The following is a 16,288-nucleotide window of genomic DNA, read 5'->3' as shown; positions in this document are numbered from 1 at the left end:
ATTTAAGAAACGTAGATTTCTTGAGCTTAATGTTCCAAAGAATCACAATGATATTCTATTTTTTCCTTCTTTTTAGGCTCTTGAGTGATCATTCCTTTGTTTTTTTCTTGCAATAGTTGGCCTATTAACTCATTTCTTTCTTTGGCAACTGCTACTCTTTGTACTTCATCTTTTTGCACATCATAATAAACGACACCTTCAATTATTGTTTTTTCAGCTTTAGCATAAATAGATAAAGGATTGTTGTTCCAAAGTACTACATCAGCATCTTTTCCTATTTTTATACTTCCCACTTTATCATCAATGTGCAATAATTTTGCAGGATTCAAAGTCACGAATTTCCATGCTTCTTCTTCTGAAATGTTTCCATATTTCACTGCTTTTGCAGCTTCTTGATTTAATCTTCTGGACATTTCAGCGTCATCAGAGTTATAGGCTACTACAAGTCCCGCATTGTGCATGATTGGACCGTTGAACGGAATGGCATCATTCACTTCAAATTTATACGCCCACCAATCCGAGAACGTCGAGGCTCCTACTCCGTGTTTTTTCATTTCATCGGCTACTTTGTATCCTTCAAGGATATGTGTAAAGGTATTTACTCTAAAGTTAAATTTTTCGGCAACATTCATCAACATCAAAATTTCAGATTGCACATAAGAGTGGCAGGAAATGAAACGTTCCTTATTAAGGATTTCAGCTAGAGTCTGTAGTTCTAAGTCTACCCTTGGCGCTTTCCCTTTTCCTTTTTTACCACTTGAATTATAAGTTTTCCAAGCCAAGTCATATTCTTTTGCACGTTGAAAATAATCTGTAAAAACCTGTTCCACACCCATTCTTGTTTGAGGAAAACGAGTAGGGTTGGTAATTCCCCAGTTGGCTTGTTTCACATTTTCACCTAAAGCAAATTTAATGAATTTTGGTTGGTCTTTGTAAAGCATTTCTTCTGCAGAAGCGCCCCATTTCCATTTTACAATGGCAGAGCGTCCTCCGATAGGATTAGCAGAACCATGCAATAATTGCGAAGTTGTTACACCACCAGCTAAATCTCTATAGATATTAACGTCTTCGGAATTGACTACATCCTCAATTGTTACTTCAGCACTGGAGTTGTGTCCCCCTTCATTGACACCTCTTGAAATGGCTATGTGGGAATGTTCATCGATTATTCCGCTGGTCAAATGTTTGCCTTTTGCATCTAAAACTGTGGCGGAAGCATCAGAAAGGTTTTTGCCGATAGCAGCAATTTTTCCATTTTTGATTAAAACATCTGTTTCTTCTAATACACCTTCTTTTTCATTGGTCCAAACCGTGGCATTTTTGAATAAAAGTGTCTGTTGTGTTGCTTTTTTTACCGTCCCGAAGGCAACATTTGGAAATGTTGTAGGGAGGATCATATTGTTTTTTTCAATTTTTGAAGAATCAACCGCTTTTACAAAAGGAGCCGTTTTTACAGCGCTCCATTTCACTTCATTTCCATTGAATAAAATTGCTTTTCCAGAAATTTTCTCAATATCGTCTATGTATCCTGTTGCTCTTGTAAAGCTGGTTTTTGTAGAATCATTGGGTTTGATTATTATTGAAATCCAGTTATTAGCAATAGTAAGTTTAGACTTTATTTTTTTAGCATCAACACTTGTGATTTCTGAATTTGGTGCAGCTATGTCGCCGTCAAGAGTCCATTTGTATTTGGTGTTATTGACCGTTAAGTCATACTTGCCACGAATGTCTTTAACCATAATATCATTGATGACATACTTACTTCCTTGAACCCAGTTTTCGTAAACGATGGTTTTTTCTTCGAATATTTCTCCGGAGGTGATCACAAAATTAGCTAGACTTCCGGTTTTTAAACTTCCAATTTCGTTGCTTTTTCCTAAAATTGATGCTGGAATTGTTGTCAGTGCTTCTAATGCTTTGGTTGTATCAAAACCATATTTAATGGCTCTTAGAAGGTTAGTTCTGAAATCTTCCACCTTCTTTAATTTGTCTGTAGTCAAGGCGAAAACAATACCGTTATCAGACAAAACCTTCAGATTAGTAGGGGCTTGATTCCAGAAACGCAAATCTTTCAATTCCATTTGATTGGCTTGGTACGGATCAGACACATCATAAGCTTCAGGGAAATTGATTGGAATAATAAATTTAGAATTTGTTTTTTTTATTTCTTCAATTCTTTCAAATTCATTTCCTATGCCTTTCAATACATAGTTCAATCCAAATTCTTTTGCTATTTTAGAAGCTCTAACACTATTTAATTTATCCTCCGAAGCAAAAATTTGAACTAATTTTTCATTATTTGATAAGGCTTCTAATGATAAATCTTTGGTTGCAGCATTCCCTTTTTTGTACCAATCTAAATCAAAGTACATTTGGCGTAATAAGGCCATCATTCCCATTAATGAGCTAGGATAGGATTGATTTGTAGTGGCACTTTTTGTAAATGCAAAGTGATTAGTGATTTTGTCAGATAATAATTGTGTGCTTTTATCAGCGTTGTTCAAAGCGATTAACATTCCGGATCCTTGGGCAATTCCATCCGGAACGTGAGTACCTACAACACCAAATCCTGCTTTTAACAACTCCTCTGCTTTAGTTGGGTCGTATTTAAAACTTTCATATCCATTTACTTCTGAGCGAATATTTTCATTCCAATAATATCCCACTCTTTTAGTATCGTACAAAGGATTTCTTTCCGTACTTGTTATTCCTTTTGGTTTTTCAATTCCAAAACTGGTATAAATGTCAATAAAGGAAGGATATATTGATTTTCCTTCCAGATTTATAGTAACGCAATTTTTAGGAATAGTAATGGTAGCACCGGCACCAATTACTTTTCCGTTTTGAATTAATAAAGTGCCTTTTTCAATAATTTGTGTTGGGGTAACATAAATTTTGGCATTGGTAAAAGCAGTGAAATTGGTGTTTTTGTTTTGAACACTTTCGTTATTAGGAAAGTATTCCTGAGCATAGGTTTTTGGTACCAAAAAACTCAAACAGAGTAGGAGTAGGATTTTTTTCATAGTGTGGTTTCTAATTATTTTCTAAAAGTAGAAAAATGTTAATATTATACCTTCACTTTTTTTAATTTTAACATTTTGTTTTCGCGAAAAATGTATCATATAGAGCTGTATACCAAAGTATTTTGAGTGTCTTTTGATGAAATCTTTGCTGTTCATTATTTTATTGGAATTTATGTAAGATTTATAATAACAATAAGAAAAGTTTCATTAATTTTAGAATCAAATAAAAACAGATGCTAGTTAAAGTTTTTGGAAGTGCAGTTTTTGGAGTTGAAGCCACAACAATTACCGTTGAGGTAAATATTGATAAAGGGATTGGATACCATTTAGTTGGATTACCAGATAATGCTATTAAAGAAAGCAGTTACCGTATTGCGGCTGCTCTTAAAAACAATGGCTATGCGATGCCCGGCAAAAAAATCACCATCAATATGGCTCCTGCGGATTTACGTAAAGAAGGCTCTGCGTATGATCTGACTTTGACAATTGGTATTCTGGTAGCCTCTGGGCAGATTAAAGCCGATGAAATTGACCAGTATGTAATCATGGGAGAGCTTTCGCTTGACGGAGGTTTGCAACCCATTCGTGGCGCTTTGCCGATTGCTATCAAAGCAAAAGAAGAGGGTTTTAAAGGTTTTTTTCTTCCAAAGCAAAATGTGAAAGAAGCAGCAATTGTTGCAGGATTAAATGTGTATGGAATAGAAAACATACAGGAAGTAATTGACTTTCTAGAAGGAAAAGGGACTTTGGAACCAACAACAATCGATACTAGAGCCGAATTTTATAAAACATTAGACTTTCCTGAATTTGATTTTAGTGATGTCAAGGGGCAGGAGTCTATAAAAAGATGTATGGAAATTGCGGCTGCCGGCGGGCATAATATTATCTTGATTGGTCCACCGGGTGCCGGAAAAACCATGTTAGCTAAGCGACTGCCCAGTATTTTGCCTCCCATGACGTTGCGTGAAGCATTAGAAACCACAAAAATTCACAGTGTTGCCGGAAAATTGAAGGAAGTAGGTTTGATGAATCAGCGTCCGTTTCGTAGCCCGCACCATACTATTTCGAATGTGGCGCTTGTTGGCGGCGGCAGTTATCCGCAACCCGGCGAAATTTCAATGGCGCACAATGGCGTTTTGTTTCTGGATGAATTGCCGGAATTTAAACGCGATGTTCTGGAAGTGATGCGCCAACCACTGGAAGATCGAGAAGTGACTATTTCCAGAGCTAAATTTACAGTTACTTATCCATCCTCGTTTATGCTGGTGGCAAGTATGAATCCGAGTCCAAGTGGTTTTTTCAACGATCCGGATTCGCCACAAACTTCTTCACCACATGAAATGCAACGGTATTTGAGTAAAATCTCAGGACCTTTATTAGATAGAATTGATATTCATATCGAAGTGACACCAGTCCCTTTCGAAAAATTATCGGATGATCAAAAAGCAGAAAGTAGTGTAGACATTCGCAAAAGAGTGACAGCGGCTCGAGAAATTCAAACCGAACGCTTTGAGCAAATGGAAAATATCCATTACAATGCCCAAATGAATACCAAACACATTCGGGAATATTGTGCCTTGGACGATGTTTCAAAACAATTATTGAAAACAGCGATGGAACGATTAAATTTATCGGCTCGAGCCTATGATCGTATTTTGAAGGTTGCACGCACGATCGCTGATCTTGATGCGGCTCCAATAGTGGTTTCCAGCCACATTGCTGAAGCGATTCAGTATAGAAGTTTGGATCGTGATGGGTGGTTGGGCTAAAATAGATTTCAGATGTTTCACGGCTGCAAAAATGAGAATACCTTCGCGCTAGCGGGGGAAAAAGAAAAGAATAGAAATAAATAAGTTAAAAAAGAGATTTCGATAGAAATCTCTTTTATTTTTGCCAAATGTTAGAAATTCTTTACCAAGACGAATATATTATAGCAATTAATAAACCAAGTGGCTTGTTGGTTCACAAATCATTCTATGCGCGTGATGCAAAAGTTTTTGCTATTCAAGAATTGAGAAATCAAATAGGAGGGCGACACGTTTATCCTATTCATCGGTTAGATCGCAAAACATCTGGTGTCTTGTTATTTGCGTTGGATAAAAAGGTTTTAAAAATTATGAATGATCGTTTTGCCACGCGCGAAGTCGAAAAAAAGTATTTAGCAATTTTACGTGGTTGGTCACCCGAAGAACTAACGATTGATTATGATTTAACCAATAATGATGGTGTTATACAAAATGCAATAACCTACTTTCATCGATTGCAAACTACCGAAATTGAGTTAGAATTTAACAATCAACCAACGTCACGATATTGTTTGGTAGAAGCGATTCCTGAAACTGGACGTATGCATCAATTACGAAAACATTTCAAACATATTTTTCATCCCATTTTAGGAAGTCGGCCACATGGTTGTAACAAGCATAATAAATTATGGTTGGAGAATTTTGAACTGAAAGGAATGATGCTTCATGCACATCAGTTAATTTTTAATCATCCAATAACAAATGAACAACTAATCTTGAATGCAAAGATTAATGAAGAGTTTAGCAGAGTAGGTACTATTCTTAAGCTAGATTTGAATACGTATGAAATCGCCATGACAGAAGCTGTCGCAAACACCAATGAAGATCTGGCGATACCATATTCCTATAAATAACAAATATTATCTACATATGAATAGAATACTTATTTGTAAAATAAAGCTTTAAATTATTGTTGTATTTGGAAACAACAGTTTTCAGTGTAAAGTGGAGTAGAGTTGGGGTTTTTGATCAACAATTTTTAATTTCAGATGTTTATCACAACGTTCCACAAAATCTCGGATTTTGAGGAAGTGCCTTTCGGTTTTTAACCGATTTTGTTTTTTGAATCTTTGAATTTTAAGATCAGTCGGAGACTGAAAAACACATACTCAAAGTCGGAGACTTTGCGCAGCGGGCAGCGGGAAACGAGCTCGACTTTGTTTTTCAAAGAGTTGAATACAAAATGCTATGATAAAAATAAAAACGCTCTAAATAGCCCCGATAGAAATGAAAATCCTTATTAGGGCTGGTGTTCAGCCCTAATAAGGATTTTAATGTATAGCGGGAAATACGTTCTTAAAAAACGAACTCGTTCTGCTCCTAAAAAAAATGTATTTTCTTAAACTATTATTTAGTTTAACGTCGATCATTATTTTGACTCGGGCGTCTTGGACCAAAACTGTTATTGCTGGTGCGGTTTGTGGTCTCTGTTTTTGGTTTTCGCGGAGTTGAATCGCGTTGTTGTCTTCCTTGTCCTTGTTTGATAGGTTCTTTGGAAGCGTTAGGATCTGGCTCGAAACCTTTGATGTTTTCTTTAGGTAATTTCAAACCCACTAATTTTTCTATATCACGTAGAAAGACTGTTTCGTCCGGACTGAATAATGAAATAGCTTCTCCATTAGCTCCAGCTCTTCCTGTACGGCCTATGCGGTGAACGTAATCTTCTGGAATGTTGGGTAATTCAAAATTGACCACATGTGGTAATAATGGTATATCCAGACCTCTGGCCGCAATATCTGTAGCGACCAACGCGGTCAGGCTTCCGTCTTTGAAGCCCGCCAAGGCTTTGGTACGTGCGCCCTGGCCTTTATTTCCGTGAATAGCAGCTGCTTTAATTCCGGCACTAATCATGCTTTCCGTCAGCTTATTAGCACCTTGTTTCGTACGGGTGAAAACCAAAATTTGTTTCCAGTTTCCCTCTGTAATCAATTTGATGATCAGTTCAGTTTTTTTCTCTTTAGCAACAGGATACACTATTTGAGTAATAGCATCCACGGTTGTATTTTCTGGGGTTGCTTCCACATGAACGGGATGATGCAAAATGCCCATGGCCAATTTCTTTATATCTGTTGAAAAGGTTGCCGAAAACATCAAATTTTGCCTTTTTGCAGGTAATACTTTTATAATACGCTCAATGTCTCGCACAAAACCCATATCTAGCATGCGATCCGCTTCATCTAAAACTAAAATTTCAACTTTGGCAAGCGATATTAAACCTTGGTTTTGCAAATCGATTAACCGACCTGGTGTGGCGACTAAAATATCGATACCCTGACGCAGTTGTGTTACTTGTGGATTCTGGTTTACACCTCCAAAAATAACGGTGCTTTTTAAGTCTAAAAATTCACTGTATTCTTTTATATTGGCTAATATTTGTGCGGCTAATTCTCTGGTTGGCGTTAATATTAAAGCACGAATGGGCCTTTGTCGCAACTGTTGCCCTTGCGATAATAATTGTAAAATAGGCAGTGTAAAACCAGCCGTTTTTCCTGTTCCCGTTTGTGCGGATGCTAATACATCTTTGCCTTCTAAAATGGGTGGAATTGCTTTTTGTTGTATTGGAGAAGGGGTTGTGTATCCTTTTTTGCTGATGGCTTTAAGTAAAGCATCCGATAAGCCTAATGAGTTAAATGACATAAATGGTGTTTATGAAGCAAACACTATTATTTAGTTTACTCCTTTAATTTGGCGCAAAGGTACTGCTAATTTCCCTGTTATGGTTTTATTGTTTAACTTTGTTTACTTAAAGCGAGTACGTTATTTTTAATCCGTTCCTATACTAAAGCTTTGGTGGTACCAATTATCTAAGTTAAAAAAGGAAAATAATGTAAAGTTCAGTATTCATATTAGACTAAACACTTTTTTAATTAATTCCTACAAAAGTATCGCCTTGAGTAATATCTCCAGATTGATACCCTTTCATAAACCAGACTTTCCGTTGTGCGGAACTTCCGTGTGTAAAGGATTCCGGAACAATGTGTCCTTGAATTTTAGCTTGAATCGCATCATCACCAACTGCATGTGCTGCACTTAAAGCTTCATCAATATCACCTTCCTCCTGTAAATCATTCATTTTTTGATTGTAATGTGTTCATACGCCCGCATAAAAATCAGCTTGCAAATCCGCTATCGGATTAGATTACTTGTCAAAATTTCTTTTGACAGGATTTAAGTCTTTAGAAAACAATCTGTTTAGCTTTTTGTCATGTACTTAAATAAAATGTACATAAATTAAAAGAAAAATAGTTGGCTACAGTATCCATTTAGCAATTGTTTCCTCAATGACTCCTTTGACTATAGGTTTTGAAATATAATCATTCATTCCTGCAGCGAGACATTTTTCTTTCTCTTCTTTTTCGGTGCCCGCAGTTATTGCAATAATAGGCAGGTTTTTACCCGAACTCAAGCTTCTTATTATTTTTGTTGCTTCGTAACCATTCATTTCGGGCATTTGAATGTCCATAAAAATAAGATCAGGCCGGAGTATTTCAAATTTTTCGATAGCTTCTTTGCCGTTGACTATTTCGAAAATTATTGGATTTACAAATAAATTTTTGATAATGGTTTTAAGCAGTAACATGTTTACTTTGTTATCCTCTACAATCATAACGCTTATTTTTTTAGCATTTTTGACGGTTGTAATGGGTATTTTTTTATCTAGATCTATTTCAGGATCAGTACTATTTTTTGGGGTTTCGTTGCTGGTTTTTAAATCTAAATCAAAATAAAAAGTACTTCCCAGTTCGATGGTGCTTTCCAGTTGCAGGGTACTGTTCATTATACCAAGTAATTGGTTTGAAATTGTCAGGCCTAATCCTGTTCCTCCATATTTTCTTGTCGTAGAACTGTCTTCTTGTGAAAAAGCCTGAAAAATTTTATATTTGTTTTTTTCTAATATTCCAATTCCTGTATCGATCACTGCAAATCGAATCTTAACATGCGACGCATCAATTTTTTCAATCACAGAAACATTTAATTTAATGGAACCCTTTTCTGTGAATTTTACAGCATTTGACAATAAATTAATTAAAATTTGTCTTAATCGGACAATGTCTATCCAAAAATATTCAGGAATTTCAGACGATATATTTAGTTTTAAACTTAGATTTTTTTGGTTGGATTCGTATAATATTAAATCAATAATCTGACCCAGAACATCTTTTACGTTATATTTTTCAATGTGTAAATCTAGTTTTCCGGCTTCAATCTTTGAAAAATCAAGAATGTCATTTACGATATCCAGCAAGGAATATGCGGATTGTTTTACTGTATTGATGTATTTTTCTTGGGTTGAGCCAAGTTGTGTTTTCATTAACAAATCTGTGAATCCAATAATCCCATTTAACGGTGTTCTTATTTCATGACTCATATTGGCCAGAAATTCTGATTTTGCTTTATTGGCAGCTTCTGCTAGTTCTTTTTCTTTGACTATGGTTTCGGTTTGTTTCCTTGCTGTAATATCAATAAAAATTCCTTCCAAGAATGCAATTTTCCCATCTTTGTATATGGTATCACCAAATTCTTCCACCCATACAACCGTTTTGTTCTTGTGTATAATCCGGTAAACAATATGAATCGGAATTTTAGTATCTATTGCATTTTTTTGAGTAGCAATGGTTTTTAATTTGTCTTCGGGATGAATTAAATCAATAAAGGATAAATGGTTCGTTAGAAAATCATTTTTTGGATATCCGGTAAGCTTTTCAATCTCATCATTAATGTAGATCTTTGTGTTGTTTTCATCATAATTTGATAAATAAACGGTTCCTGGAATATTATTGGCTAATAATCTAAATTTCTCTTCACTTTCATATATCGCGGTCTCGTTCGTAATACGTTCTATTGATGAGGCTATGTTTCTAGCTAATGTTTGTAAAATATTGACCTCATCTTCGGACCAACATCTCTCATTTTGAGTATCATCAAATCCCAAAAAGCCATGAAACCTATTTTTGATAAAAATTGGAAAAAGGATTATTGATACAACATCAAGATTTTCTAATTTATTCCTTAAGGAAGGATTCTCAATTTTTGAAATTATTGCATCGTAAACTTTGTTGTTTAAAAGCGGTATCAACAATTCTTCAAAAAACACATGTGGTAGATTTTGAAGTTTAATATTGTTTTCCGTTATTTTATGATTGTTAATTATCCATCTGTATTTTTGGCTAATAAAACCTGTATTACTATCATTTTCGTAGTAATACGCTCTATGGGATTTTGTAGTTTTACCCATAATAATGAGTACATCTGAGAAAATATCGTTGATGTCATTGCTGTTCAAAAATTTCTCTGTACAAAGTGCCATAGCAGATAAAAGTTCACTCTTGTATTCTAATTTCTTCTCTGTTTCATACCGACTGTGAGAAATCATAGTCAACGATATAATATCCGAGATGGTTCGGGCAAAAATAATGTCCTCGTTGTCCCAGTATCGTTGTGTTTTTACTGTTTCAAAGCTAATGGTTCCAGATAAGTCTCCATTTATGAAAATGGGAATGGCAAGTTGTGATTTGATATCGTTTTTTAAAAAATAGTCATTTATAAATTCTGATATTTCATATTTATTAAAAACATCAGGAGCACTGATTTGTGTTTTGTTTTTGATGGACTCAAAATAAATAGGATAATTTTTCTTTTCTAAAACGGAGCCCTTAGAATAAGAATTATGGTCCAAGTCATATAAATTTTCACAGGTAATTGTATCTTCGGTATATTTCCAATAACTTACCCGATTGCACTTTGATACTTTAGCACCTAATTCAATTATTTGCATCACACTAACATCCAGGTTTTTGTAATTACTAAAGTTGGTTGTTGATAGTTTTTTTACAGCTTCATTGTATTCCTCTACTTTTTCCTGACGTATTTTAATATCGTTTTCTATGTCTTTAAACTTAGTGATATCTCTGGCAATACTAGAATAAGCTACCACTTCTCCAAATTCATTTCTCCGGATAATCACTTTCTGGGAAACCCACAATTCTTGCCCATCCTTTTTTATCAATGGAAATTCAATGGTAGAAAAATAATTTTCATTTATTAATAAATTCTGGTAGAGATCTTTGATACTGATAAGGTAATCTTCTCGTATAAATTCTGAATAATTTCGATTTATGATTTCATCTATTTTGTATCCCAAAGATTTAATAGTATAATCATTGACAAATATAAAATCTCCTTCATTATCGACTTCAAAAATTAGATCAATAGCATTTTCAATTAAATTTTTATATTGGTTTTGTATTTTAATTTCATTTGTTACATCCTGTCCTATCCCAATGATCAAATCATCTGAGAATTTTTTATCATTCCATTGAATGTGTTTGTATGCTCCATTTTTACATTTTACTTTGCTGGTAAACAACTGATCATCCTTAAAATTAATATGATACTCTTCACCATAAAATTCTTTGTCCTCAGTAACTTTCCAGTAGCCCAATCCCATAACTTCATTTACTGAATAACCTAAAATAGTCTTTACATTTTCACTGCAAAATACAATTTCTCCTTTTTTATTGGTAGCAAGAATGAGAGAGTTGCCTTTATTTACAATTTCATTAGTAAAACGTAGTTTATCAGTAATTTTTAATAAAGAGGTGTACCGTATGTAGTTTATAATTAGGATCATTAATGAGAAATTCGATAAAATAATGATTGATCGTAAGGGTATTATTTCAAAAAAATACAGTATAAATAAAAAGATAAATACGCACATAAGGAAAATCCAATATAGTTTGGTGGGTTTGATGATGGTATACGAAAAGAATAAAGCTAGTACAAAAGCGGCTATAGGTATGCTGTCAGAGGGTGTAAAAATCAAATTTATTGATATGTAACTAAAACAGATTACATACACTATCATAAATATTTTTCCCAGGTTTTGAAACACAACAGCTGATTTTTTGCTGATAAAATAGAGAATCAGTAAAAAAGTACCGATACCAAGATTTGAAATCAGTAAGCTTACAGGTCTTATTTTGAAAATTTCAAATAGGGTTTCAAGTACCGGAATTAGTATGCCCAAATATAAAAGATAGCGCTGGTTTTCTATGTTTTTACTATCCTCTTCATTATAGTATTTAATAAAGGAATTGCTTAATAGTATTTTTATTTTAAAAATTTTACAGACTAGAAAAACAAATAAAACAGGAATTACAATCCACAAAAAATTATTGATTGCAAAAGAATTATAAACGCTGAATAAAATTGACTCTGAGTCAATGGTAAATAATAAGCTACAGTATAACACCATAGAAACTGTTTGTTAGGTTTAAAGACTAGATTTGGCTTTTTGTAAAAAATAAATATAAGATTATTTTTTACAAAAAGCCAAAATCAGCTTGTAATTATGTTCTGGCTTTTAGTAAAAAGCGGTTTTATTAGAACATTTGTTCCGGTTCTAGTGTAGTTTCAAAACCAATAATTTCACTATAAATCGCATAGTATAAAGAATACATAAAGGGTACTGTAAATACTATACCAATGCAACACCCAATGAGTCCCACTAATGTAGAAATGGCACCCACTACCAATAAACCCAGCAAAATAAGCGGTTGTTTTACCACGATTAGTATGCTTGATTTTAAAGCTTCAATAGCATTTAAGTTTCCAAAAATAATAAGTGGAATGGTCAGTATCGTGAATAATGTTATAGTTACTGTGATAATAAATCCGATGAAGGGTATTTGTGCATAGTCAATCAATGATGATAGTAAGGTGCTAAAAATTGAAATTAGTAAAGTAGCAATGAAGAGTTCTTTGAAATACGATATTTTATAGTATTCAAACATGGTTGATACATGAAATTCTTCATCTCTTTCAGCACAATACGCCATTTTGATTAAACCGGCGCTAATAGGACTAAATAAACTCGATAGTAAAACAGAAACCCCGGATACAATTAAAATAAAGTTTAAACTTAAATTTTCCGGTTGTAAATTTTCCGGTTTCATTTTTTCCAGTATCATGGCAGAATCAAAAAAGGCAACAAATATTACTGATACAAAAACAATCAGCAGTATAAAAAACACAAAAATAATTAAACCGGCATAAATCGCAATTTTTTTATAATTTTCAAAAGCATGGTTAAAAACGATTCCAAAATCTAAAGGATATCCATTTTTTTCTATTTCGTGTATTCGGTTTTGTGTAGTTTTCAACATTTGTTGGTCGTTTTAGTGGGTTAATTATTCTGTTATTTTTCAAAATAAACGTATTCAAAAGGAACTCTGAATCGTTTTCCGTACACTCCTTTTCCGCTACCCAGTAGCATATTAATTTCGGATGATGCCGGTAAATGTAATATTTTTATTCGTAGCGAATCAAAACCTTCCATTTGGCACGTATCATAGTTTATAGCAGTCATGTTGATCATGAAATTTTGTGCCGTAAGTCTGGCACTTTTATGGGCTACAATGTGCATGTCACTTTGTCTTACCTGTCCATATATGGGTTTGAATAACCCAATGAATTGAAATGCAATAAATTTGATTATTCCAATAATTCCTGTGATATCAAAGTAAAACAACGGAACGATTTTTTGATAATAATGAAAAGCAAATTGTTCTCTTTTTGAATATTCTGCTTCCAGCTTGTTGCCATATTGTGGCTAAGTAAATACACTTTTTTACTTTTTTCGCACAATAGTTTCATTTATAAAAACCCGAACTGAGCGTCGGTATTTTATGGATGCACTGACGGTTTTTTCATGGGTTACATCCATTTTAATATTTTTTGAAAGGTCTTTAATTTGTCTTTGTAAGGCGCATACCGAAGGGGTAAATCCAGCCATGTCCCCCTTTTTACAATGGCTTTTTTATGCGAAAAAGTATCAAAACTCCGTTTTCCGTGATAGGCTCCCATTCCTGAAGTACCAACACCGCCAAAAGGCAAGCGATTATTCGCTAAATGGATTACGGTATCATTGATACAGCCACCGCCAAAAGAATATTTTTGTAAAACTTCTGCAATAAAAGATTTGTTTTGAGAGAATAAATACAAGGATAATGGTTTTTCGAAACTTAAAATTATTTTTTCAATATCTGCCTCTGAATGGTATGAGAGTATAGGAAGTATGGGGCCGAAAATTTCTTCGGTCATCACCGGACTGTCCATTTTTGGCTCGTCCAATAGCGTAGGAGCAAGGAATAAAGTGTCTTTATTGTATTGACCTCCAAAAAGTATTTTTTGGTTTTCCAATAGATGCAATTGGCGTTGCCAGTTTTTCAAATTGATAATTCTGGCGTAATCAGGGGATTCTTCCGGATTTGGACCTAGTGCCTTTTCAATTTCCAGAATTAGTAAAGTTATGAAAGTAGCTTTCATTTTATGGTGCACCACTATGTAATCAGGGGCAACACATGTTTGTCCGGCATTTATAATTTTTCCCCAGACAATGCGGCGGGCACTCAATTCTAAATTGGCAGTTTCATCAACAATACAAGGACTTTTCCCGCCTAATTCCAGCGTAACTGGAGTTAGGTTTTCGGCTGCAGCTTTTGCTACAATTCTGCCAACGGCAACACTTCCTGTAAAAAAAATATAATCCCAACGTTTTTTTAATAATTCCTGAGCAACAGTCGCGTCTCCGGTAATGACGACGACATCTTTTACAGGGAAAGTTTCATTTATAATTTTCGCTATTATAGTAGACGTATTTGGGGTAAGTTCAGAGGGTTTTAGGGTTACTTTATTTCCGGCAGCAACAGCAGCAATCAGAGGGCATAAGGCTAATTGAAACGGATAATTCCAAGGCGAAAGGATCAATACATTTCCGTAAGGCTCACTATATATGTAATCTGACGATGGAAAATTCAAAAAAGAAGCGAGAACTTTTTTGGGTTTAGCCCAAGAATCAATGTTTTTAATGGTTTCTTTTAAATCACTTACGACATAATTTGTTTCTGTTAAAACGGCTTCAAAGGCTGGTTTTTTAAAATCATCGTAAAGCGCTTTAATAATTGCTTGTTCCTGTTTTATGATGGTATGCAATAGTTTTTTTAAAGATTCTTTTCGGTAGTCTACACTATTTTCATTTTTCATATTATGATTTTAAAGGTACAGATTTATTATTTTAACCCAAGTCGGTAGCCTACATAAAAATCAGCTTGTTTACTGTCGCTGGCCAAAGCAGTCACTATAGAACTGGATCCCATATAAAAGCCATACACTCTTAACCCGACACCACCAGTAATTCCGGAAATTTCGTTATCTGACCAAGAGGAATAAATTTCATAATTTTTCAAAGAAAATCGAGGTGTAATAGAAACCACATTTTGTGTTGTCACCTGATTATCGCTGGTGTCATCCTTTAATTTTTGTTGTGTGTAAAGCGCAACAAAAAATTTAGGTATTACTTTTATATCTGCATAGGCGGAGAAAACAGTAGGTAAGGTTACTTTGAAGTTTTTGCTGGATGTGGTTTTAGTTAAGTATCCGTCGTTTACTAAAATGGTTTCTACTTCCTTTAAAGTAGTAGTGTTTTGAAATTGGCTTAATGCCAAACCATTTGGGTTAGAAAAAGTAGACTGTATGTTTAATGCATAATTAGTAGAGGAATTTGCATCATCCTTGAAGGTCATCGTACCAATATTTCGCACTGCGATACCCGCATTTATTTTGTAACCGTCTTGGTCTTTCCATTGGTAATTTACACCAAAATCAGCTGCAACTCCGTTTAGTTTTCCAAAAACGGATTCAGAGTAATTATTAAAATCAGTAAAACCATCATTGAAGTTCCCGGAATACGCAATATTCATTGACGCTTGAGTATTATTTAAATACGCTTCGGCACCAATAGTATTAATGGTTCCCTGAAATTGATCCAGGCCTAAGTTGGTGTACGAGCCTGGAAATAATAATTTCAAGGTAGCACCCGCATTAAATTTATGGTTTTCATTTTCAAATACGTTTCTGGCTGCTGAAATTCCTATTTCTCCCCAGCTTGTTCCATTTAAACGTTGGTTGTAATCATTGCTTATTGATGAAGAACCAATAAGATTTCCGGTATTGATCGCCGCACCAAGTTGTGGGTCAATATCAATTAAATTTAATTTTGCAGCAGCTTTTGTAGTAAAACCAAAAGCCCATTTATCCATTTTCATAGCAAAACCTGGGCCGTATATTTCAGCATCTACGCGCATATTTACAGGGGTATTTCCTGTAAATAACAAATTTTCTAAGTTTTCACCATTAACAATATCACTAAATCCTATTTTATTATTAGAAGCATTTACGCTGGCCGAAAAAATATTTATTTCATATTTTGAACTTAAATTAGACAGTTCCGCAGGATTCATACCGGCATTAAGTATTCCGACTCTAGTAGACATATTGATTCCTGAAAAATGGTCTTGAGCGGTCATGTTTAAGAACGAAATGAAACAAAAAATAATAGGTAGTTTTTTCATACAATTTGTTTTTGTGAATATTTATTATTGAGTTATTGAAAGGTTGAAA

10 protein-coding genes and 1 pseudogene are annotated in these 16,288 nt (G+C 34.3%); 3 read left to right on the top strand and 8 right to left on the bottom strand.

Annotated features, from left to right (window positions below; translation table 11 throughout):
• Positions 1-26: 26 nt before the first annotated feature.
• On the bottom strand, positions 27-3,023 hold the full coding sequence (locus tag EKL95_RS09625) for an amidohydrolase family protein (RefSeq protein WP_126564048.1): 2,997 nt from the start codon (positions 3,021-3,023) through the stop codon (positions 27-29).
• A gap of 233 nt (positions 3,024-3,256) precedes the next feature.
• On the opposite strand from EKL95_RS09625, the gene EKL95_RS09620 reads away from it, so the two are divergent.
• Positions 3,257-4,792 carry a YifB family Mg chelatase-like AAA ATPase gene (locus tag EKL95_RS09620; protein WP_126462556.1) on the top strand — a complete coding sequence of 512 codons (1,536 nt, stop codon included), beginning with the start codon at positions 3,257-3,259 and terminating at the stop codon, positions 4,790-4,792.
• Positions 4,793-4,920: 128 nt separating this feature from the next.
• Positions 4,921-5,682, top strand: coding sequence for a pseudouridine synthase (locus EKL95_RS09615; protein WP_126564046.1), 762 nt, complete (start codon positions 4,921-4,923; stop codon positions 5,680-5,682).
• Between the two features lie 502 nt (positions 5,683-6,184).
• Here EKL95_RS09615 and EKL95_RS09610 read toward each other — a convergent pair.
• From EKL95_RS09610 to EKL95_RS09600, 3 genes and pseudogenes are all read right to left on the bottom strand, one after another.
• Complete coding sequence (locus tag EKL95_RS09610) at positions 6,185-7,465, bottom strand: DEAD/DEAH box helicase (protein ID WP_126515451.1); 1,281 nt, start codon at positions 7,463-7,465, stop codon at positions 6,185-6,187.
• 226 nt (positions 7,466-7,691) lie between these two features.
• A pseudogene (locus EKL95_RS09605) lies at positions 7,692-7,952 on the bottom strand (neutral zinc metallopeptidase); the annotation flags it as partial.
• 126 nt (positions 7,953-8,078) lie between these two features.
• On the bottom strand, positions 8,079-11,459 hold the full coding sequence (locus EKL95_RS09600) for a PAS domain S-box protein (RefSeq protein WP_233589405.1): 3,381 nt from the start codon (positions 11,457-11,459) through the stop codon (positions 8,079-8,081).
• Positions 11,460-11,481: 22 nt separating this feature from the next.
• Between EKL95_RS09600 and EKL95_RS15185 the strand changes: the two genes are divergently transcribed.
• Positions 11,482-11,667: a hypothetical protein gene (locus tag EKL95_RS15185; RefSeq protein WP_233584064.1), complete on the top strand. Its 186-nt coding sequence runs from the start codon at positions 11,482-11,484 to the stop codon at positions 11,665-11,667.
• 543 nt (positions 11,668-12,210) lie between these two features.
• Here the strand turns inward: EKL95_RS15185 and EKL95_RS09595 are convergent.
• The 4 genes from EKL95_RS09595 to EKL95_RS09580 form a co-directional block, all read right to left on the bottom strand.
• Positions 12,211-12,993: a hypothetical protein gene (locus EKL95_RS09595; RefSeq protein WP_231507442.1), complete on the bottom strand. Its 783-nt coding sequence runs from the start codon at positions 12,991-12,993 to the stop codon at positions 12,211-12,213.
• Positions 12,994-13,025: 32 nt separating this feature from the next.
• A complete protein-coding gene (locus EKL95_RS09590) occupies positions 13,026-13,358 on the bottom strand; it encodes a nitroreductase family protein (protein ID WP_233588586.1) in 333 nt (110 codons plus the stop codon).
• A gap of 185 nt (positions 13,359-13,543) precedes the next feature.
• Positions 13,544-14,872, bottom strand: a complete 1,329-nt coding sequence (locus tag EKL95_RS09585; RefSeq protein ID WP_126564042.1) for an aldehyde dehydrogenase — start codon at positions 14,870-14,872, stop codon at positions 13,544-13,546.
• A 26-nt stretch (positions 14,873-14,898) separates the two neighbouring features.
• Positions 14,899-16,239, bottom strand: a complete 1,341-nt coding sequence (locus tag EKL95_RS09580; protein ID WP_233579303.1) for a hypothetical protein — start codon at positions 16,237-16,239, stop codon at positions 14,899-14,901.
• Between the last annotated feature and the right edge of the window lie 49 nt (positions 16,240-16,288).

The sequence above is a fragment of the Flavobacterium sp. LB2P53 genome, from assembly GCF_003970305.1.
GTDB lineage: Bacteria > Bacteroidota > Bacteroidia > Flavobacteriales > Flavobacteriaceae > Flavobacterium.
Note: the sequence above shows the minus strand (reverse complement) of the source record. Positions and strands in the feature narration are given on the sequence as shown.